Origin of the sequence: Xanthomonas sp. DAR 80977, assembly GCF_041240605.1 — a bacterium.
GTDB classification, from domain to species: domain Bacteria; phylum Pseudomonadota; class Gammaproteobacteria; order Xanthomonadales; family Xanthomonadaceae; genus Xanthomonas_A; species Xanthomonas_A bundabergensis.
Genome location: NZ_CP162487.1, coordinates 3,939,331 through 3,959,095, shown reverse-complemented (window position 1 = coordinate 3,959,095; position 19,765 = coordinate 3,939,331). Strand labels below are relative to the sequence as shown.

Sequence of the window (19,765 nt, the reverse complement as noted above, 5' to 3'; positions counted from 1 at the left end):
GTCGCACTGCGGTGCTGCGGCGAGGCGATGTGCCCACTGTAAATGCGCCGGCTGCGCCTGTCGATTCGGTGCCTGGGCCGCCGCGAGCCGGTGCCGGACGGTGTGCGTTGGAGCGCCTTGCGGAGCTAGGCCGAGGTCCTGCCCTTACGGCCGCCGCGCCCGCCTCATTCCCCTCCGCCATTGGTCACCAACCGCAGGAACACCTCATGCTGGTACCGGCTCATGCGCAACTGCTGACCGTTGTCCATGGTCACCACGTGGTGGCCGTTGAACCAGGGGTGGATGGCCTTGACCCGGCGCACGTTGATGATCGCGGAGCGGTGCACGCGGGCGAAGTGGCGCGGGTCCAGGCGCGCGCCGAGGGCGGCCATGGTCTCGCGCAGTTCGTGCACGGCGCCGGCCACGTGGAGTTGCACGGTGTTGCGGTTGGCCTTGATCCAGACGATGTCGTCCACGGCGACGAACGCCACGTGTTCGTCCACGCGCACGGCGATGCGCTGCAGGTAGGCGTCGCGCTGGCGCAATGCGTCCAGCGCCTGCAGGAGGTGGGCGGGGTTGTTGCCGGCGCCGCCCAGCCGCGCCTTGGCGCGTTGCAGGGTGGCGGCGAAGCGTTCGCGGCTGAAGGGCTTGACCAGGTAGTCCAGCGCGTTGGCTTCGAAGGCGCGCACGGCGTACTGCTCGTAGGCGGTGACGAACACGGTGGCGGGCATGCGCTCGGCGCCGATCTGCGCGACCACGTCCATGCCGGTCATTTCCGGCATCTGGATGTCGAGGAACACCAGGTCCGGCGAGTGGTCGCGGATCGCGGCCACCGCGGCGGCGCCGTCGCCGCATTCGCCGAGCAGGGCGATGTCGGCGTGTTCGCGCAGCAGGCGCACGATGGCGTGGCGGGCGATCGGTTCGTCGTCGATGACCAGCGCGGTGATGGTCATGCGGGCACGTGCTCCGGCGCGCCTTCGGCATCCTCCAGTTCGCGGAACGGCATGCGGATGCGGCACGCCACGCCTTGCGGCCAGAGCATGTCCAGGCGGATCTCGGCGTGCGCGCCGTACAGTTCCTGCAGCCGCAGCCGCGTGTTCGACAGGCCGATGCCATGGCCGGCGGCGTCGCTGCGGTTGCCCAGGGTGCTGCTGCGGTTGCGCACTTCGATGCGCAGTTGGCCGTCCTCGCGCCGGCTCTCGATCTCCACGCAGTCGGCGCCGGCGTGGCGGCCGATGCCGTGCTGGATGGCGTTCTCCACGATCGGCTGCAGCAGCAGGCTCGGCACCGCGCAGTCCAGGGTGGCCGGGTCGATGTACAGGCGCGTGGTCAGGCGGTCGCCGAAGCGCTTGCGCTGGATGCCCAGGTACAGGTCGAGCAGGGTGAGTTCGTGGCGCAGGGTGATTTCCTGGCCGTCGAATTCCTCCAGCAGCGCGCGCAGCAGTTCGCTCAGGCGCAGCAGCATGTCCTCGGCCGAGGCGACGTCCTCGTCGAGCAGGGTCACGATGGCGTGCAGGGTGTTGAACAGGAAATGCGGTTGCAGTTGGGTCTTCAGCGCCTGCAGCCGCGATTGCGCCAGCTCCGTGGCCAGGCGCCCGGCTTCCAGTTCGCGGCGGTCGCTCTCGCTGCGGTAGTGCAGCGCCTGCTGGATCGCCAGCAGGCCCCAGTAGGTGAGCAGGCCGATCGCGAAGTGCTTGCCGATGAACTGCCCGAGCTGATCGGAGAACGCGCCTGGCGAGACGATGGCGCCGATGAGCATCGCCAGCGCGGTGACACCGCCGCTGGCGAGCAGTTGCCGCCCCAGCAAGCGCAGCTGCAACGGCGTGACGATCGGGAAGCGCTCGCCCAGCTGGAACACGAGCGGGGCCAGCGCAGCCCAGGTGTACCACTGGATCATCGACCAGCGCAGGTAGTCGCTGATCGCCCAGCGGTGGTCGCCGCTGTTGAACACGTCGTACACATAGCCCTGCACGGCGAAGGCCACGACCACGGCCGTCCACAGGGTCAGGTATCGGATCAGGCCGATTTCCGTGGAACCCAGGCGGATCTTCATCGGGCGATGCTCGGACGGGATGCGCCGATCCTAAGCGCGGTCGTGTGCGCTGAGAAGCGCGGCGGCCGATGGCGACGATTGGTCACGCGGGCACGACGATTCGTCCCGGATCGCTGGGCGCGGGGCAGGGCGCGCGCGCCAGATATGCGCACCGCCGCCGCTGCGGGGCGGTATCCCTTCCTGCCGGAGATTCCCGCCATGCCTCCATTCCGCACCGCCTGCCTCGCCAGCGTGCTGCTCGCCGCAGCGGCCACCGCCCATGCGCAGGACCAAATCCGCACGCACTACGTCATGCTGGTCAACCGCGCGCACGACAGCGTGACTGCGCTGACGGTCGCCGACACCGGCAGCGGGTCGTTCCGGGAGGTGCCGCTGGATCCGCTGCGCGGTGGCGGCGACTCGGCTACCGTCGGCGTCCACGGCGAGGGCTGCCGCTACGACCTGCGCTTTGCGTTCGACGACGGGCGCAGCCTGGTCTACCAGGATCTGGACGTCTGCCGCTACGGACTGGTGCGGATCCGGCCGCTGCCGCGCGAGCAGGTGGACGCCTCCAGGCAGTTCACGGTGTCGATGGCGCGCTAGCGAGCGGGTGCGTTGCGGGGTACGGCCGCATGGCCGGCTGCTTCGCTCCATCCGTCATGCAGGCAGCCGCCCTATAGCCTCTATGGCGCTTCCACCAGCTGCAAGCGACGAGGCGGCGAGACGCCCTCGCCTGCGTCGCGGGAAGCGAAGGCGCGTTTGTCGTCGGGCGGTCAGCGCCGCGCGCGCCGCCAGGCGATCAACGCCAACGTGGCGATGGCGGCGATGCTGCCGACCGCGACGATGCCGGTCGCCAGCTGCTTGCGTTGCGCGCGGGCGCGCTGCTCGCCATCCGCGCCGCCTGCGGACAAGGGGTGCTGGTATACGTTGCTCGCTCCGCTGCGTACGTGCGCCGTTTCCGCTGGCGCCTTGGCGGTGTAGCCGGACGCGTCGTGGTTCGCGCCGCCATGGGGCGCGGTGTCTGCCGTCGAGAGAGGGGTCGTCGTCCTGCGCGCTGCCGTCATGCGTGTGGTTCGCCTGTGCTGTGGAGGGAGGGACATTCTGCATGCTCCCAAGCGCGACGTTAACGCGGCGCGGGTGAAAAGTAAGAATTTCCATCGCTGGGTCGCGCTCCGCACCCCGCGTCGCAGCCGCTGATCCGTTCAGATGCTGGGATGGCGCTTCTTCCGCCGCATCCCCATCTTTCGCCCATGGATCTGTTCGCCCAGCCCGACGACGCCCCGCACCATCTGGTGCACGATGCCGAGGGCGGCATCCGCTATTGGCCGCGGCTGCTCGATCCGGAGCTGGCGCAGGCGTGGTTCGCGGCGTTGCGCGACGGCGCGCAATGGCAGCACCTGCGCCGGCCGATGTACGACCGGGTGGTGGATGTGCCGCGGCTGGTGGCGGCGTACCCGCTGTCGGCCTTGCCCGAGGCGTTGCCGTTGCGCGCGTTGCATGCGGCGGTGCAGGCGCGCGTGCCGGCACCGTACACGGCGGTGGGCCTGAACCTGTACCGCGATGGCCGCGACAGCGTGGCGATGCACCACGACAAGCTGCATACGCTGGTCGCGCCGCATCCGATCGCGTTGGTGTCGCTGGGCGCTGCGCGACGCATGAACATCCGCGCCAAGGCCGGCGAGCGCAGGAGCATCGGGGTGGATCTGCTGCCCGGCAGCCTGCTGGTGATGAGTCATGCGTCGCAGCTGACCCACGAACACGGCATCCCCAAGACCGCCCGGCCGGTGGCGCCGCGGATGAGCGTGGTGTTCCGGGTGCGGCCGGCGCCGGAGACATGAACGGCGCGATCCTGGCACGCGGATTCCGCGATAATGCGGTTCTGCCCCGTCAGGAAGGCCGCATGACCGCTCTTACCGAACTTTACGCGCGCGCCGTGGATTACGCGCGCATCGCCCACGCCGGCCAGTTCCGCAAGGGCGGCACGGTGCCGTACTTCAGCCATGTGCTGGGAGTCTCGACGCTGGTGCTGGAGGCGGGGGGCAACGAGGACCAGGCGATCGCCGCGTTGCTGCACGACGTGATCGAGGACTGCGGCGCCGGCCACGAGGCGGTGATCCGCGCGCAGTTCGGCGATGCGGTGGCGGCGATCGTGATGGGCTGCACCGACGCCAGCGCCGAGCGCAAGGCGGGCCACGAGGACGTGCCGGCCCGGCGCCGCGACTGGCGCATCCGCAAGCAGGCGTATCTGGCGCACCTGGGCGAGGCGCCGGATGCGGTGCTGCTGGTCTCGGCCTGCGACAAGCTGTACAACGCGCGCAGCATCGTCGCGGATCTTGAGGATCTGGACGTGGGTGTGGAGGTGTTCGAGCGTTTCACTGCTGGCCGCGAGGGGACGTTGTGGTACTACGCGGCGCTGCACGCGGTGTTCGCTGCGCGTGGCGTCGCGGTGTTGCGTCCGTTCGCGGCGGCGGTGACGAGGATGCATGCGTTGGCGGGCGTGGCGTTCGTTGCGGGCGATGCGGGTGCGGGTGGGCTCGCGGTGCCGTCGGTGGCCTAGATGCTGCTTGTGCGGGCGAAGCTTCGTGCGCTTTGAATCAGCGAGTCGCTTTCGCGCCGGACCCTCACCCCAACCCCTCTCCCGGTGGGAGAGGGGCTAAGGCTTTGCCTTCTCCCCTCGGGACCATGGCCCCCTTTTTGGGGGGAAGTGCCCCGCAGGGGCGGATGAGGGTACGGGCGCAGCCTCGTGCACCCAAACTCCGCGAGTCGCTTCGCGCCTTACCCTCACCCCAACCCCTCTCCCGGTGGGAGAGGGGCGTTAAGCGGCCTCGGTTTCTACCGTGTCGAACGGTCCCAGGTAGTCGAGCTTGCCCACCGCCACGCCTTGCTGGCGCAGGATCGCGTGCGCGGTGGCCACGTGGAAGAAGAAGTTCGGCAGGGCGAAGGTCAGCAGGTAGTCGCTGCCGTTGAAGTCGGCTTTCAATTTGCCGGCATTCAGTGATACCGCGCGGTCCTGTGCGCCGTCCAGGACGCTGGCGTCCACGCTGTGCAGGAAACGCTGGGTGGCGGCGATGCGCTCGCGCAGCTGCGCCAGGGTGGTTTCGTCGTCGGTCATGCGCGGCGGCACGATGTCGCTGAGGCGGCCGATGGCGTTCTTCGCGACGTCCGAGGCGCGCTGGATCTGCCCGGCGAAGCCGAACATGTCCGGCGCCAGGCGCGCGTCGACCAGCGACTGCGGATCCAGGCCCTGGTCCTGCGCATGGCGCTCGGCCAGGTCCACGTAGTGTTGCAACACGTCCAGGCCGCGCAGGAACACCGGGACGGAAAGGCGGTACATCGAGACGGACATGGGCGGTTTCCTTGAGGGCGACAGGGGCCGGACGGACGCCGAAGACGGCGCGGCACGAACTGGATGGGGGGTTGCGGATCGAACACAAGGGCTGCCATCGCGGCAGCCGGCGCGCACGCAGGCCATACCCGCGCGTACTGGTCGCACGATGGCGCTGCTGCGACGCGACGCAAGGCCGCGATCGCTGTTTGCGAGGCTTCGTCCCCCTCATCCGGCCCTGCGGGCCACCTTTCCTCGAAAACGGGCCATGGCCCCGCAGGGAGAAGCGAACAACCGCGGCGCCAAAGCCCCTCTCCCCTCGGGAGAGGGGTTGGGGTGAGGGTACGGGCGCGAAGTGCTTGGCCGGCCCGGTGCGCGAGGCGCGTCCGTTGGCCTTTGCGACAACGTGGCCGCACCGCTGCCGCGCACGCGCCGCCTCCCAGAATGGGTGATTGCCCGCGGCGCCCACGCACCGCATGCTGTGCCCTGTCGCCCGCTGCCCACAAGGATGCCGATGAGCCTGGCCGATACCCGTCGCCATCAGATGTTCCCGGTGCTCGAGCCGGCGCAGGTGGAGACCGCGCGCCGCTTCGCCAGCGGTGCGCCGCGCACGTTCGCGCCGGGCGAGGAGGTGTTCGCCGTCGGCGATCATCCGGCGCCGGTATGGCTGGTGCTGCAGGGCTCGATCGCGGTGGTGCGCCGCGACGGGCTGGGCCACGAGAAGCCGGTCACCGAGCACACCGCGGGGCAGTTCAGCGGCGAGGTCAGCCAGTTGGCAGGGCGCGCGTCGCTGGCCGGCGGCCGTGCCGGGGCCGAGGGCTGCGTGGCGGTGCCGTTCGATGCGGCGCACCTGCGTTCGCTGATGATCAGTTCGGCCGACGTCGGCGAGATCGTGATGCGTGCCTTGATCCTGCGCCGGGTCGGACTGATCGAAGGCGACACCGCCGGCTCGGTGCTGATCGGCGCGCCAGGCGAGGCACGGCTGACGCGGCTGCAGGGCTTCCTGACCCGCAACGGCTATCCCAACACCTTCCTGGATGCGGCCAACGACGACGAGGGCCGTGCGCTGGTCGAACGCCTGGGCATCCATCCCGACGAACTGCCGCTGATGGTCTGCCCCAGCGGCACCGTGCTGCGCCGCCCCAGCGATGCCGAGGCTGCGCATTGCCTGGGCATGACCCCGGAGCTGGATCCGCACAAGCGCTACGACGTGGCGATCGTCGGTGCCGGGCCGGCCGGCCTGGCGACCGCGGTGTACGCCGCGTCCGAAGGGCTGTCGGTGCTGGTGCTGGACCAGCGCGCGATCGGCGGCCAGGCCGGCGCGTCGGCGCGCATCGAGAACTACCTGGGTTTTCCCACCGGCATTTCCGGCCAGGCCCTGGCCGGGCGCGCCTACAACCAGGCGCTGAAGTTCGGCGCCGAGCTGGCGCTGCCGCTGGAAGTGGCGCAACTGCATTGCGACGCGGCCACCGCCGAGGACTGCAGCGCCGCGCCGTTGCAGTTGCAGATGCGCGACGGCCTGCGCGTGCAGGCGCGCACCGTGGTGATCGCCTCGGGCGCGCGCTACCGGCGTCCGGACATCGCCAACCTGGCCGCGTTCGAAGGCAATGGCGTGTCGTACTGGGCCTCGCCGGTGGAGGCGCGGCTGTGCGAAGGCGAGGAGGTGGCACTGGTCGGCGGCGGCAATTCCGCGGGCCAGGCGGTGGTGTTCCTGGCGCCGAAGGTGAAGCGCCTGCACCTGATCGTGCGCGGCACGGGGCTGGAGGCGTCGATGTCGCGCTACCTGATCGAGCGCATCGCCGCGTTGCCCAACGTCGAGCTGCATACCGGCACCGAAGTGGTGTCGCTGCAGGGCGATGACACGCAGCGCCTGGCGAGCGCGGAGTTCCGCGACCGCGCCACGGGTGCCACCCATCGCTGCGATCTGCATCACCTGTTCCTGTTCGTCGGCGCCGATCCCAACAGCGCCTGGGTCGATGGCTGTGTGCGGCTGGACCATGCCGGCTTCGTCGTCACCGGCGCCGAGGCGGAACTCGGCCAGGTGCCGGCGCTGCCGCTGGAGACCGACCGGCCGGGCGTGTTCGCGATCGGCGACGTGCGCGCCGGTTCGGTCAAGCGCGTGGCCGCGGCGGTCGGCGAAGGCGCCGCGGTGGTCGCGCAGATCCACCAGTTCCTGGCGCGGCGCAGTGCGCCCGCCCCTATCGAGAGGGCCAGCTCATGAGTGCGCGTTGTTCCCACCTTTCCACCATCGCCGAGGTCGTGCCGAGCGCGCGCGGCTGCGAGGAATGCCTGAAGATCGGCAGCCCCTGGGTGCATTTGCGCCTGTGCCGCAGCTGCGGCCATGTCGGCTGTTGCGACGATTCGCCCAATCGCCACGCCACCAGGCATTTCCACCAGACCGCGCACCCGATCATCGAAGGCTACGACCCGCCCGAGGGCTGGGGCTGGTGCTACGTGGACGAGACCGAAGTGGAGCTGCCGGACCAGACGCCGCAGCTGGGGCCGATCCCGCGTTACGTGTAATGGTGGGGCTGGCGGCTGCGGATAGTGTCGGGGCTGAAGCCCCTCCCACAGTGCCCCATCCAGTTCGCCGCAAGCGCCTGTAGGAGCGGCTTCAGCCGCGACGGGCAGCATGGGTGTCGACAAATCCCGGTCGGGGCTGAAGCCCCTCCTACAGTGCACCCAGCCTGCTCACCGCAAGTCACTGTGGGAGCGACTTCAGTCGCGACGAGCGGAGCGGGACACTCGGCGGCTGCGGACAGCGTCGGGACTGAAGTCCCTCCCACAGTGCACCCAGCCGGCTCACCGCAAGTCCTTGTGGAGCGACTTCAGTCGCGACGAGCGAAGCGCTGCACTCGATGGCTGCGGACAGCGTCGGGACTGAAGTCCCTCTCACAGTGGACCCAGCCAGCGCGCCGCAAGCCTCCTGTAGGAGAGGCTTCAGCCGCGACAGGCAGCGTGGAGTGCCGATAGATCCGTTCGGGGCTGAAGCCCCTCCCACAGTGCACCCAGCCGGCGCGCCGCAAGTCCCTGTGGGAGCGACTTCAGTCGCGACGAACGAAGCGGTGCACGCGATGGCGGCGGACAGCGTCGGCACCGAAACCCCTCTCGCAGTGGACCCAGCCAGCTTGCCACAAGCCTCCTGTAGGAGCGGCTTCAGCCGCGACAGGCAGCGTGGAGTGCCGATAGATCCCGGTCGGGGCTGAAGCCCCTCCTGCAGTGCACCCAGCCGGCGCGCCGCAAGTCTTCTGTGGGAGCGACTTCAGTCGCGACGAACGAAGTGGTGCATTTGACGGCTGCGGATAGTCGGGGCCGAAGCCCCTCCTGCAGGAGGGGCTCGATTGGCAGGTGGGCATCATGTCGGATGCGACGCCGCATCCACCGCGCCGGCCCCATACACGGCACATCCAACCGACCCGCTAAGCTTGTCCGCGTTCTCGCAGACGTTTCTTCCAGCCAATGCCAAAACCGCCTGTTTCCACCGCCTCCGGCTTCGTCCATGTCCGTGGCGCCCGCGAGCACAATCTCAAGGACGTGGACGTGCAACTGCCGCGCGATGCGCTGGTGGTGTTCACCGGCGTGTCCGGCTCCGGCAAGTCCTCGCTGGCGTTCGGCACGCTGTTCGCCGAGGCGCAGCGCCGCTACCTGGATTCGATCTCGCCGTATGCGCGGCGCCTGATCGACCAGGCCGGGGTGCCGGACGTGGATGCCATCGAAGGCCTGCCGCCGGCGGTGGCGCTGCAGCAGCATCGCGGTGCGCCGAGCACGCGCTCGTCGGTGGGCAGCGTCACCACCATCTCCAATTCGCTGCGCATGCTGTATTCGCGTGCCGGCGACTATCCGCCGGGGCAGGCCATCATCTACGCCGACGGCTTCTCGCCGAACACGCCGGCCGGCGCCTGCCCGACCTGCCACGGCCTGGGCCGCATCTACGACGCCACCGAGGCGTCGATGGTGCCGGACCGCTCGCTGAGCATCCGCGAGCGCGCCGTCGCCGCGTGGCCGCCGGCCTGGCACGGGCAGAACCTGCGCGACATCCTCACCACGCTCGGCCACGACGTCGATGTGCCGTGGGCCAAGCTGCCGAAGAAGACCCGCGACTGGATCCTGTTCACCGACGAGCAGCCGACCGTGCCGGTGTATCCGGGCTTCACTCTCGCCGAGACCCAGCGCGCGCTGCGGCGCAAGCAGGAACCGGCGTACATGGGCACCTTCAGCAGCGCGCGCCGCTACGTGCTGCACACCTTCGCCAGCACGCAGAGCGCGTTGATCAAGAAGCGCGTGTCGCAGTACCTGCTGAGCACGCCGTGCCCGACCTGCGACGGCAAGCGCCTGCGCCGCGAGGCGCTGTCGGTGACCTTCGCCGGACTCGACATCGGCGCGCTGTCGCAGCGTCCGCTCACGCAGGTGGCCGAACTGTTGCGTCCTGCTGCAGAAGGACGCACCCGCGACGCCAAGCGCCATCCCGAGCAGGCCATCGCCGCGCAGCGCATCGCCCAGGACCTGCTGGCGCGGATCCAGATCCTGCAGGAGCTGGGCCTGGGCTATCTCACCCTGGAACGCAGCACGCCGACGCTGTCGCCCGGCGAACTGCAGCGGCTGCGCCTGGCCACGCAGATCCGCTCGCAGCTGTTCGGCGTGGTCTACGTGATGGACGAGCCGTCCGCCGGCCTGCATCCGGCCGATGCGCAGGCGCTGCTGGCGGCGCTGGATCAGCTCAAGGCCGCTGGCAATTCGCTGTTCGTGGTCGAGCACGAGATCGACGTGATCCGCCATGCCGACTGGATCGTCGATGTCGGCCCCGGCGCGGGCGAGCAGGGCGGGCAGGTGCTGTACAGCGGGCCGCCGGCGGGACTGGCGCAGGTCGCGGCCTCGTCCACGCGCCGCTACCTGTTCGCCGAGCAGGTGCCGATCGCGCATGCGCCGCGCGCGCCGGGCGCGTGGCTGCAACTGCGCGGGATCAGCCGCAACAACGTCGCCGCGCTGGACGTGGATATCCCGCTGGGCGTGTTCACCACGGTCACCGGCGTGTCCGGCTCGGGCAAGTCGTCGCTGGTCAGCCAGGCGCTGGTGGAACTGCTCGGCGCGCATCTTGGCCAGGAGCCTGTCGATCCGGAAGAAGGCGTGGATCCGCTGGAACGCGGTACGCAAGCCGCGACCGACGGGCGCATCGCCGATGGCCTGCAGCATGTGCGGCGCCTGGTGCAGGTGGACCAGAAACCGATCGGCCGCACCCCGCGTTCCAACCTGGCGACCTATACCGGCCTGTTCGACCACGTGCGCAAGCGCTTCGCAGCCACGCCGGCCGCGCGCAAGCGAAAATACGATGCCGGCCGCTTCTCGTTCAATGTCGCCAAGGGCCGTTGCGAGACCTGCGAAGGCGAGGGCGCGGTGTTCGTGGAACTGCTGTTCATGCCCAGCGTCTATGCGCCGTGCCCTACCTGCCATGGCGCGCGCTACAACGCCAAGACGCTGGAGATCGAACTGCGCGGCCACAACATCGCGCAGGTGCTGCGCATGACCGTGGCGCAGGCGGCGGACTTCTTCGCCGACGATGCGGCGATCGCACGGCCGCTGCAGGTGCTGGGCGAGGTCGGGCTGGGCTATCTGCGGCTGGGCCAGCCGGCCACCGAACTGTCCGGCGGCGAGGCGCAGCGCATCAAGCTGGCCACCGAACTGCAACGTGCGCAGCGCCGCGACACCGTCTACGTGCTCGACGAACCGACCACCGGCCTGCACCCGGCCGACGTGGACACGCTGTTGCGCCAGCTGCACGGGCTGGTGGAGGCGGGCAATACGGTGGTGGCGGTGGAGCACGACATGCGCGTGGCCGCGGCCAGCGACTGGATCATCGACATGGGGCCTGGCGCCGGCGACGAAGGCGGCGCGGTGGTCGCCGCCGGCGTGCCGCAGGCGGTGGCGCGGCATGCCGCCAGCCGCACGGCGCCGTTCCTGGCGGAGGCGATGAAGGGCTAGCGCGCCTTCTCTGATTTGGTTGGGGGCGGTGAATCTTGTGGGAGCGACTTCGCTCCCACACTGCTTGTCTGCCTCGGATGGCTTCCGCAAGCACATCGCATCGCCAATGCAACGGGCGCCGACATGCGCAACCGATGGTGGTTGGAGCGCATGGCGGCAGCTGCACTGCGCAGTTCTTTGCGCAGGCGCTGCAGGGCTGGCGTGTGCTTCAACTCAGCTGTTGAACTTTGTAGGAGCGGCTTCAGCCGCGACAGGCACCTTCAGTAAGACCCGTCGCGGCTGAAGCAGCTCCTACAGGGTTCACTGTCGCGAAATGCTCCCGCTTCTCAGCCCACCAGTTCGAAACTCGCGGACACGCCCGCGGCTTCGGCCGACGGCGCCACCCACAGGTCGAACACGCCTGGTTCCACGGTGGGTTTCAGTGCCTGCCCGACGAACAGCAGATCCTCGCGGCGCAGCACGAACTCCACGCCGACGCTGCCACCGGCCACCACCGCGATCTTGCGGAAATCCTTCAGTTCGCGCACAGGGCGGGTGACGCTGGCGCTGCGGTCGCGCACGTACAGCTGCACCACTTCCTCCGCATCGCGGGTGCCGCGGTTGTGGATGCGCGCGCTGATCCGCAGCGTGCCGCCGGGGGCGAGCCGCGCATCGCTCAGCGCCAGTTCGCCGTATTCGATGCGGCCGTAGGTCAGGCCGTGGCCGAACGGGAACAGCGCGGCGTTGGGCACGGTGCGGTAGTGGGTCTTGTACGGCTGCAGCGCGTCCGGACGCGGGTCGGGGCGGCCGCTGGGCTTGTGCGCGTAGCTGTACGGCACTTGCCCGGCTTCGTGCGGGAAACTCACCGGCAGGCGCCCGGACGGACCGTGCGTGCCGAACAGGATGTCGGCCAGCGCCGCGCCGGAGGCCGAGCCCAGGAACCAGCTCACCAGGATCGCCGGCGCTTCCAGCACCGCGCCGTCGAGCACCAGCGCGCGGCCGTTGCCGAGCACCACCACCACCGGCGTGCCGGTCGCCGCCACCGCGGCCAGCAGCGATTGCTGCGCCGGCGGAATGACGATCTCGGTGCGCGACTGCGCTTCGCCGGAATAGCGCAGCGGCTCGCCGATCGCCAGCACCGCCACGTCGGCGCCGACCGCGGCGGCGACCGCGGCCTGCACGCCGCCGGGCAGGCTGTGTTCGAACGCGCAGCCTTCCACCACCTGCAGCGCGTGCGGGTCGGCCAGTTGCGCGCGCAGCGCGGTGGCCAGGTCGTTGCCGCTGTCGTCGCCGCCGAACAGCGTCCACGGCCCGGCGCTGTCCACCCAGTTGGCGGCCATCGGCCCGATCAGCGCGATGCGCTGGCCACGGCGCTTGAGCGGCAGCAGCTCGCCCTCGTTCTTCAGCAGCACCACCGACTTGCGCGCCGCCTCGCGCGCCAGCGCCAGCGTCTCCGGACGCCGCTGCCGCGCCTGCGCGCGCTCGGGCACGATGCGCAGGAACGGATCGTCGAACAGGCCGAGTTCGGCCTTGAACTGCAGCACGCGGCGCACCGACGCGTCGAGTTGCGCCATCGTCACCGCGCCGTCGGCGACCAGGCCCGGCAGGTGCTGCAGGTACAGCGCGCTCTGCATGCTGATGTCCACCCCGGCCAGGAACGCCAGCCGCGCCGCGTCGCGCGCATCGCGGGCGAAACCGTGCGCGATCAGTTCCTGGTCGCCGGTGTAGTCGGAGACGACCAGCCCGCGGTAGTTCCATTCGCCGCGCAGCACCTCGCTCAGCAGCCAGGTGTTCGCGGTGGCCGGAATGCCGGCGATCTCGTTGAACGCGGCCATCGTGGTCACCGCGCCGGCGTCGAACGCGGCCTGGAACGGCGGGAAGTACACCTCGCGCAGGGTGCGCTCGGAGATGTCGACGGTGTTGTAGTCCAGCCCGGCCTCGGCTGCGCCGTAGGCGGCGAAGTGCTTGGGGCAGGCGGCCAGCGCGTCGGCGTGGCCGATGCCCTCGCCCTGGAAGCCGCGCACCCGCGCCTGGGCGAAGCGGCGGCCGAGCAGCACGTCCTCGCCGCTGCCCTCCACGCCGCGGCCCCAGCGCGCGTCGCGGGCGATGTCCACCATCGGCGCGAAGGTCCAGTCGATGCCGACCGCGCTGGCCTCCAGCGCCGCCGCGCGCGCGGTGCGCTGCGCCAGCTCCGGCTCGAAGCTGGCGGCCTCGGCCAGCGGCACCGGGAACACGGTGGTGAAGCCATGGATCACGTCGGCGGCGAACAGCAGCGGGATCTGCAGCCGGCTCTGCAGCGCCGCCTGTTGCAGCTGCTGGTGCCAGCGCACGTTGGAGCCGTTGAAGATGCCGGTCAGGCGCCCGGCGCGCGCCGCGGCCAGCTGGCCCTCGGCGGTGGGCCGCACGTTGACCGGATTGGCCGCGGCGGCGGCGTCGGTCTGCTGCGCCGAGCCGGACAGGGTCAGCTGCCCGGCCTTCTCCTCCACCGTCATGCGCGCGATCAGCGCATCGATGAAGGCCGGGGTCTTCGCCGCCGCGCCGCGCGGCAGCGCGAACCCCATCGGCACCTGCGACAGCAATGCGAACGAACCGGCGCCGAGCAACAGCCCGCGCCGCGTGGTGCGTAGTGACATCTGCATTCCCCCAGTGATCCGCCAGGAACCTTACCGGATCAGGGCAAGGGCGCTTGTTGCAGTGCGGGAGGATGCTGTCTTCAGGCTATTCCATCGACTTGCGCTTGCCTGTGCGGGCGGCGAGTGCAGGCGGCCTCAGCGCTTCACCCCGTCGGCCTTGCAAGGCTGGGTGCGCAGCGTTTCCTCGGCGACAGCGACCGGCTTGCCGGGCGGGTAGCGGCGGTTGCGGACGGATTCCATCACCGCCCGATCGCAGATACGGTCCCTGGATGAACGGACGACCTCGACCTTGCCGACGGCGCCGCTGTCGAGAACCTCGAACGCCACCGTGACCGAGCAGCGTTTGTCCGTATCGGAAGCGCCGAAGCAAAAATCGGCGGGAATGTGCAACGGCGTGGAGGACAATGGTTGCGGAGGCATTGCACGCCCTGGATCGTGCTGTTCCTGCGGCAAGCCAGCCAATGCCAGCATCAGCGCCATCGGTAGCGTTTGCATCGATGTCGACTCCTGCGGGACCGCCGCGATCGCTAGCGTTGTCCGGCGCTGGCGACGGCCTGCGCGTTGCGCAGATTGTCGCGCTGCGCCAGGTCCTTGCCGATGCCGTAGCCGAAGGCGGCGAGCAGGAAGACGATCGCGCAGGTAGCGAACGCTGCGCCGTATCGCGTGTCGCCGCGCATCGCCAGAATGGCGATGCACACGAACGCGGCGCTGAAATAGATCGGGCCGGCGAACAGGCCGAGCAGCGCGAACAGGCTGCTGGCGCAGGACAGGACGGCGGTGGTTGTGCGCTTGTCGGTGGACATCCTTAGTTCTCCCCTCGAACGTGGCCGGCGACGGCGGCGCAGCCTGCGAAGGCTGCGCCTGTGGTGAGGCGGCGCCGGTGCGTCCGCGTCATGCATCGAGCATCGCCTGTGCGGCAGGGACGGTCAAGCCAGTCGCGGTCCCCCGGGATTCCCGCCTGGGGCGAGGCCGCCGGCATGCACGGCGTGCCGGTGCGAACGCGCCGATCCGCGGCCGGCGGGCTGCCGAACCGCGGCGCCGCCGCCGGCCAGCCTTGGGCTACAGCGCCGAGCGCGCCATGTCGATCACGAAGCGGTAGTGCGCGTCGCCTTTCTCCAGGCGTGCGAAGGCCTCGTTGATCTGCTCCATCACGATCACTTCCACGTCGGCGACGATGCCGTGCCGCTGGCAGAACGCGAGCATCTCGTGGGTGTCGGCGGTGCCGCCGGAACCGGAGCTGGCGATGCGGCGGCGGCCCATCGCCAGCAGCATCGGCGTGAAGTCCAGCGTGTCCGGCAGGCCCAGCGAGCACAGGGTGCCGTCGAGTTTCAGCGCCTGCAGCATCGGGTCCAGCGGGTAGGCCTGCGAGACCGTGTCCAGGATGAAGTCGAAACGGAAGGCCTGCGCCTGCATCTGTGCGGGGTCGGTGGACAGCACCACCTCGTGCGCGCCCAGGCGCTGCGCTTCGGCGGCCTTCTTCGGCGAGGTGGTGAAGGCCACCACATGCGCGCCGAGCGCGCGGGCGAACTTCACCGCCAGGTGGCCGATGCGCTGCACGATCGGCTGCAGCGTCAGGTGGTTCCCAGGATGCTGCGCGATTGGCCCGGAAACGCCACGACGATGCTGCCGTCACCGGCATGTGCGGCTCGGTCTTGCAGCAGCCCGCGTCGGGCAGGTTCAAGCCTGGTACCACTCCAACGCATCCAGAAACTGCGCAGCCTGCGCGGCGCTGCCCAGGTACGACGCCAGGGACGAGGCGACCGCCGCGCGCGCCGTTGCGCGCAACTCGTCGGTCTCGTCGAATGCGTCGTCGCCCAGTTCCGCCATGGCGTTGGCGATGGTGGCCAGGCCGCCGAATGCGCTGTCCAGGCTGGCCGCCAGCCGCTTCGGTTGCCACGCACCGGCACCGTGAAACGCGAACAGCACCTCGTCGCTGGCGACGTCGAGAATGATGGGGTCCGCACCCTGGTCGGCGACCACCAGCCACTGCTCGCTCCAGTCCGCAAGGCGTTCGCCGCTGACGGCATTCCACCGGTATCCGGCTTGCAGTTGCCAGAGCTTGTGCAGCGGCGGAATGTCGACCGGGTTGCCGCCGATGTCGAGCGACACGCCGGTCGGGCCCACGTGCGCATGGTAGGTCTCGCCCCACGGCCCCACCTGTGCGTAGAAATCGGCGAGCGTCGCCGGCAGCGGGATCGGTCCCTGCCAGTCGGACACCGGTTGCGGGCGTAGCTCGCCCAAGGGAGCGAGCAGGGTGCGAAGTGCGGCGTAGGACATCGGTTTCCTGCGGCAGTCGGGATGGCCGACAGTATGCCCGCGCACGCCGGGTCGCACGTGCCGTGCGCGGTGCGCGGTCGTGCAGCGCCACGCTGGCGTGCATGCGCGCCGCGCAGGGCGTACGCCGCCGCTATCGGCGCCGCCTCAGAGGTCGAGGCCGACGGCGTGCGCGGCGGTCGCTTCGGGCAGGTAGACCCGTTCGTGCGGCACACACAGCGACGCCTCGCCGTGGTGCAAATGGGCGGCCTGTGCGTGCACGAAGTCGGTGACGTCGGTGATCGCCATGGCCTGCTGCGCGCCGTAGCGGCGCAGCGCCTCGCCGCGCAGGCCCAGTTGCAGCGCGCGACGTTCCAGGGCGGTGCCGTCGGGCGCATGGTCGGGATCCCATTGCAGGCGTACGTCGGAATGGCGGATCGCGGCCTGCCACTCGGCGTGGCTGGAAAAGCGCGACGGGTCGAACGTGGAAGGAACCGCCGCGCGCAACAGCGCATCGAAGAACGCTCGCGGCAGACGCACCGCCAGGATCCGTTCCTGTCCTTCCTTTTGCGCCCACCCCGAGCGATACATCATCCACAGGAAGTTCGGCTTGATCCAGCTCATCCGCTCGTAGCTGAATTCTCCACCGAAGCGTTGCTGCGCGACCGCGAACTGCGCGATCGACGGGCGGTACGCCTGGTAGACGACGATCGATTCGGCGTCGAAGTGCGCCAGGATGTGGCGGCCCTGCCGCGGCCAGGTGGCTTGCAGTGCCACGTACGATGCTTGTTTCATTGCCGCGGAAGTGTACGCAGATGCGCTGCCGGGGTCGATTCTGCTGGCCGCGGGCGCGCGAACTCAGGGCGCGATCGCGTGCCGCCGCGCAGGTGCCTCGCGCGACGACCGGGCGCGCTGGCGTGCGCCACTGCCGGTGGTTGCGGCAACTTGTGCATCGTGCGCAAGGAGGCGATCCTCGCGGCGATGCTGCTGCGCCAGCGCGACCAGTGCCTGGCCGAAGCTGCGCCATCAACTCGAGTTCAATGCGAACTCGATACGGCTCCAATGAATCCCAGTGTCACCGCTGCGCTGTCGTTTCAGGGCCTGATGAATTTCATGGCGCAAGGCATCGCCCAATGGCGTAAATCGTCGTGCCTCGTCGCGGATCCATCGATTCAGCTCCAGCTCCAGGGCCTCGGCCATGGCATCGTCGGGCGGGTGATGCCATAGCAACAACAGGGCCAGCGCGTTCCATTTGTCCAGCTCGTGCGTCGCGCGGATCAGCGTATGTTTGATCGGAGGGGCGGTGACCTGCGAATAGGCGTTCTGCAGCATTTCCCTGCTCAACCCGATTTCGCGTTGGGCAATGGTCACGGCTCGCCGGACGACCTTGGGCGCGCTATCCATCAATGCCGAACTGACCAGTGACCGCAGATCCTCGGGTTTGGCGCGAGCCAAACCATCGAGCGCCGATATCCGCAGCACGGCCCTGCGTGCCCGCATCCATGGGCGCAGTCGATTTGCGTCTTCTGCCGTCGCCAGGTCGGCGAGCGCAATCACTGCGACATCGGCATTGAACGGCGCTTCGGTATCGATCGCCGCACGGTAGCGAAGAAGCGGCGCTTCGCCATAGCGTGTCTTGGCGAGATGGATCGCGGCGTTGCGAAGCGAATGCGTCGCCGAGAACAGCGCCGCTTCTACCGCGGCATGGGCATCGGCAGCATCATGTTCGACATGCAGTCGCAGCGCCTGGGCACGGATGGACGCAAGCGACGGTGGCGGTCCAGCAGTGATCCAGGTTGGATGGCTGCTGCATGAGCGGAGCGATCAGCGGGTCCCATGCCTGTTCGGAAAAACGTTCGCGCTCGCGCAACGTCAACAATAGGTCGATGAACTCGAACAGGCTTCCACTGTTTCCGGCGACGATGGATCGCAGCAGCGCGATGGCCTGAGCCTAGACCTGCGGAACCCAGTCGTCGCAACGCAGCAGTGCCGCTGCGACTGCCAGGCGGCCAGGCCTGGCTTCGAAGTCGCGCAACGCCTGTTCGCGCCGGAATCCACTGCGGTCGCACGCCGCCATGAACAGGGCTGCGTCGCTTGAGGTCGAGATGCTATCAGACTCACCGTTGTGAGCGTTGTGCCACCAGCAATGACGCAACTGTTGGTCCAATAGAGGGAAATGCACGCTTTCCAGTTCAAACAGGGCGTCTATACACGCGTCTTCCGTGATTGCGCGGTTGAGCGTCCTCGAAAGCGCAAGGCACAAGGTGTAGCGGCGGTAGCGGTGCGTCATTGTGGTGGCGGGTCATTGCGCGCTTTGCCTGGTCGCTGCCAGCTTAACTTCTCGAGCGAGGCAGGGGCGAATGCAATGCATGTCACGAGGGAGTGGCGGCTGGAACGCGCCGGATTTTTCAAACCCCGGCTACAGCGCCGAGCGCGCCATGTCGATCACGAAGCGGTAGTGCACGTCGCCTTTCTCCAGGCGTGCGAAGGCCTCGTTGATCTGCTCCATCGCGATCACCTCCACGTCGGCGACGATGCCGTACCGCTGGCAGAACGCGAGCATCTCGTGGGTGTCGGCGGTGCCGCCGGAACCGGAGCTGGCGATGCGGCGGCGGCCCATCGCCAGCAGCATCGGCGTGAAGTCCAGCGTGTCCGGCAGGCCCAGCGAGCACAGGGTGCCGTCGAGTTTCAGCGCCTGCAGCATCGGGTCCAGCGGGTAGGCCTGCGAGACCGTGTCCAGGATGAAGTCGAAACGGAAGGCCTGCGCCTGCATCTGTGCGGGGTCGGTGGACAGCACCACCTCGTGCGCGCCCAGGCGCTGCGCTTCGGCGGCCTTCTTCGGCGAGGTGGTGAAGGCCACCACATGCGCGCCGAGCGCGCGGGCGAACTTCACCGCCAGGTGGCCCAGGCCGCCGATGCCGACGATGCCCACGGTGCTGTCCGGGCCCACATTCCAATGCCGCAGCGGCGAATACGTGGTGACGCCGGCGCACAGCAGCGGCGCCGCCGCGGCCGGATCCAGGCCGTCGGGCAGCGGATAGACGAAATGCGCGTCGGCCACGTAGAACTCCGAATAGCCGCCGCGGGTGCGGCTGCCGTCGATGCGATCGAGGCCGTCGAAGGTGGTGGTCGGGAAATCGCGGCAGTACACCTCCATCTGCGCGCGGCACGGTTCGCACACGCGGCAGGAATCGACGATGGTGCCGATCATGACCCGCTGGCCGACGGCGAAGTCGTGGACCGCCGCCCCTACCTCCACCACTTCGCCGACGATCTCGTGGCCGGGCACCAGCGGGAATTCGTTGCCCCAGTGGCGTAACGAATGGATGTCGGAGTGGCACACCCCGGAATACAGCACCTTCACCGCCACGTCGCATTCGCGCACCGCGCGGCGTTCGAACTGCCAGGGCACCATGGCGCCGCCTTTCTCCAGGGCGGCGTAGGCGCGGGTCGGGCGGGGTTGGGCCGATGCGGCGATGGCGTTCATGGGGACTCCGGTGCTTTACACTTTGGTTGGAAATGCAAGAGTGACAATTTTACAAATTATGTCAAGTGTAAAGTCTCCGCCTTCCCCCGCCGCCTTGCCGG

Annotated in this window: 19 protein-coding genes; 6 read left to right on the top strand and 13 right to left on the bottom strand. The window is 69.2% G+C overall.

Annotated elements, in window-relative coordinates:
* Positions 1–164 precede the first annotated feature (164 nt).
* Together AB3X10_RS16630 and AB3X10_RS16625 are read right to left on the bottom strand one after the other, a co-directional pair.
* On the bottom strand, positions 165–932 hold the full coding sequence (locus AB3X10_RS16630) for a LytR/AlgR family response regulator transcription factor (protein WP_369976454.1): 768 nt from the start codon (positions 930–932) through the stop codon (positions 165–167).
* The gene (locus AB3X10_RS16625) at positions 929–2,032 is read right to left on the bottom strand and encodes a sensor histidine kinase (protein ID WP_369976452.1); all 1,104 of its coding nucleotides are present in this window, start codon (positions 2,030–2,032) and stop codon (positions 929–931) included. The genes AB3X10_RS16630 and AB3X10_RS16625 overlap by 4 nt, the downstream gene beginning before the upstream one ends.
* Before the next feature lie 198 nt (positions 2,033–2,230).
* On the opposite strand from AB3X10_RS16625, the gene AB3X10_RS16620 reads away from it, so the two are divergent.
* On the top strand, positions 2,231–2,614 hold the full coding sequence (locus tag AB3X10_RS16620; RefSeq protein WP_369976450.1) for a hypothetical protein: 384 nt from the start codon (positions 2,231–2,233) through the stop codon (positions 2,612–2,614).
* A 170-nt stretch (positions 2,615–2,784) separates the two neighbouring features.
* On the opposite strand, the gene AB3X10_RS16615 is transcribed toward AB3X10_RS16620, so the two are convergent.
* Entirely contained in the window at positions 2,785–3,075 is a 291-nt protein-coding gene (locus AB3X10_RS16615; RefSeq protein ID WP_369976448.1) for a hypothetical protein, read from the bottom strand.
* Between the two features lie 186 nt (positions 3,076–3,261).
* Here AB3X10_RS16615 and AB3X10_RS16610 point away from each other — a divergent pair, with 186 nt between their 5' ends.
* Together AB3X10_RS16610 and AB3X10_RS16605 are read left to right on the top strand one after the other, a co-directional pair.
* Positions 3,262–3,849, top strand: coding sequence for an alpha-ketoglutarate-dependent dioxygenase AlkB family protein (locus tag AB3X10_RS16610; protein ID WP_369976447.1), 588 nt, complete (start codon positions 3,262–3,264; stop codon positions 3,847–3,849).
* Positions 3,850–3,911: 62 nt separating this feature from the next.
* Positions 3,912–4,568: an HD domain-containing protein gene (locus AB3X10_RS16605; RefSeq protein ID WP_369981872.1), complete on the top strand. Its 657-nt coding sequence runs from the start codon at positions 3,912–3,914 to the stop codon at positions 4,566–4,568.
* Positions 4,569–4,826: 258 nt separating this feature from the next.
* Here the strand turns inward: AB3X10_RS16605 and AB3X10_RS16600 are convergent, their stop codons facing one another.
* Positions 4,827–5,357, bottom strand: a complete 531-nt coding sequence (locus AB3X10_RS16600; protein ID WP_369976445.1) for a DUF1993 domain-containing protein — start codon at positions 5,355–5,357, stop codon at positions 4,827–4,829.
* A gap of 493 nt (positions 5,358–5,850) precedes the next feature.
* Between AB3X10_RS16600 and AB3X10_RS16595 the strand changes: the two genes are divergently transcribed.
* The 3 genes from AB3X10_RS16595 to AB3X10_RS16585 all read left to right on the top strand — a co-directional run bounded on the left by AB3X10_RS16595 (position 5,851) and on the right by AB3X10_RS16585 (position 11,312).
* Positions 5,851–7,557 (top strand): FAD-dependent oxidoreductase, encoded by a 1,707-nt coding sequence (locus tag AB3X10_RS16595; protein WP_369976443.1) that lies wholly within the window; start codon positions 5,851–5,853, stop codon positions 7,555–7,557.
* Positions 7,554–7,859: a UBP-type zinc finger domain-containing protein gene (locus AB3X10_RS16590; RefSeq protein WP_369976441.1), complete on the top strand. Its 306-nt coding sequence runs from the start codon at positions 7,554–7,556 to the stop codon at positions 7,857–7,859. Before AB3X10_RS16595 ends, AB3X10_RS16590 begins: the two co-directional genes overlap by 4 nt.
* A gap of 936 nt (positions 7,860–8,795) precedes the next feature.
* On the top strand, positions 8,796–11,312 hold the full coding sequence (locus AB3X10_RS16585) for an excinuclease ABC subunit A (RefSeq protein ID WP_369976439.1): 2,517 nt from the start codon (positions 8,796–8,798) through the stop codon (positions 11,310–11,312).
* Positions 11,313–11,638: 326 nt separating this feature from the next.
* Here the strand turns inward: AB3X10_RS16585 and AB3X10_RS16580 are convergent, their stop codons facing one another.
* The 9 genes from AB3X10_RS16580 to AB3X10_RS16540 form a co-directional block, all read right to left on the bottom strand.
* The gene (locus tag AB3X10_RS16580) at positions 11,639–13,924 is read right to left on the bottom strand and encodes a glycoside hydrolase family 3 N-terminal domain-containing protein (protein WP_369976438.1); all 2,286 of its coding nucleotides are present in this window, start codon (positions 13,922–13,924) and stop codon (positions 11,639–11,641) included.
* Positions 13,925–14,059: 135 nt separating this feature from the next.
* Positions 14,060–14,419, bottom strand: coding sequence for a TonB family protein (locus AB3X10_RS16575; protein WP_369976437.1), 360 nt, complete (start codon positions 14,417–14,419; stop codon positions 14,060–14,062).
* A gap of 32 nt (positions 14,420–14,451) precedes the next feature.
* Entirely contained in the window at positions 14,452–14,727 is a 276-nt protein-coding gene (locus AB3X10_RS16570; protein ID WP_369976435.1) for a hypothetical protein, read from the bottom strand.
* A gap of 256 nt (positions 14,728–14,983) precedes the next feature.
* Positions 14,984–15,481, bottom strand: coding sequence for a zinc-binding dehydrogenase (locus tag AB3X10_RS16565; protein WP_369976433.1), 498 nt, complete (start codon positions 15,479–15,481; stop codon positions 14,984–14,986).
* A 120-nt stretch (positions 15,482–15,601) separates the two neighbouring features.
* Positions 15,602–16,201 carry a hypothetical protein gene (locus AB3X10_RS16560; protein WP_369976432.1) on the bottom strand — a complete coding sequence of 200 codons (600 nt, stop codon included), beginning with the start codon at positions 16,199–16,201 and terminating at the stop codon, positions 15,602–15,604.
* 144 nt (positions 16,202–16,345) lie between these two features.
* Positions 16,346–16,954 (bottom strand): DUF4291 domain-containing protein, encoded by a 609-nt coding sequence (locus tag AB3X10_RS16555; protein ID WP_369976431.1) that lies wholly within the window; start codon positions 16,952–16,954, stop codon positions 16,346–16,348.
* Between the two features lie 249 nt (positions 16,955–17,203).
* Positions 17,204–17,734, bottom strand: a complete 531-nt coding sequence (locus AB3X10_RS16550; protein WP_369976429.1) for a hypothetical protein — start codon at positions 17,732–17,734, stop codon at positions 17,204–17,206.
* A gap of 394 nt (positions 17,735–18,128) precedes the next feature.
* Positions 18,129–18,467, bottom strand: coding sequence for a hypothetical protein (locus AB3X10_RS16545; protein ID WP_369976427.1), 339 nt, complete (start codon positions 18,465–18,467; stop codon positions 18,129–18,131).
* A 129-nt stretch (positions 18,468–18,596) separates the two neighbouring features.
* A complete protein-coding gene (locus AB3X10_RS16540; protein WP_369976426.1) occupies positions 18,597–19,664 on the bottom strand; it encodes an NAD(P)-dependent alcohol dehydrogenase in 1,068 nt (355 codons plus the stop codon).
* Positions 19,665–19,765: the final 101 nt, after the last annotated feature.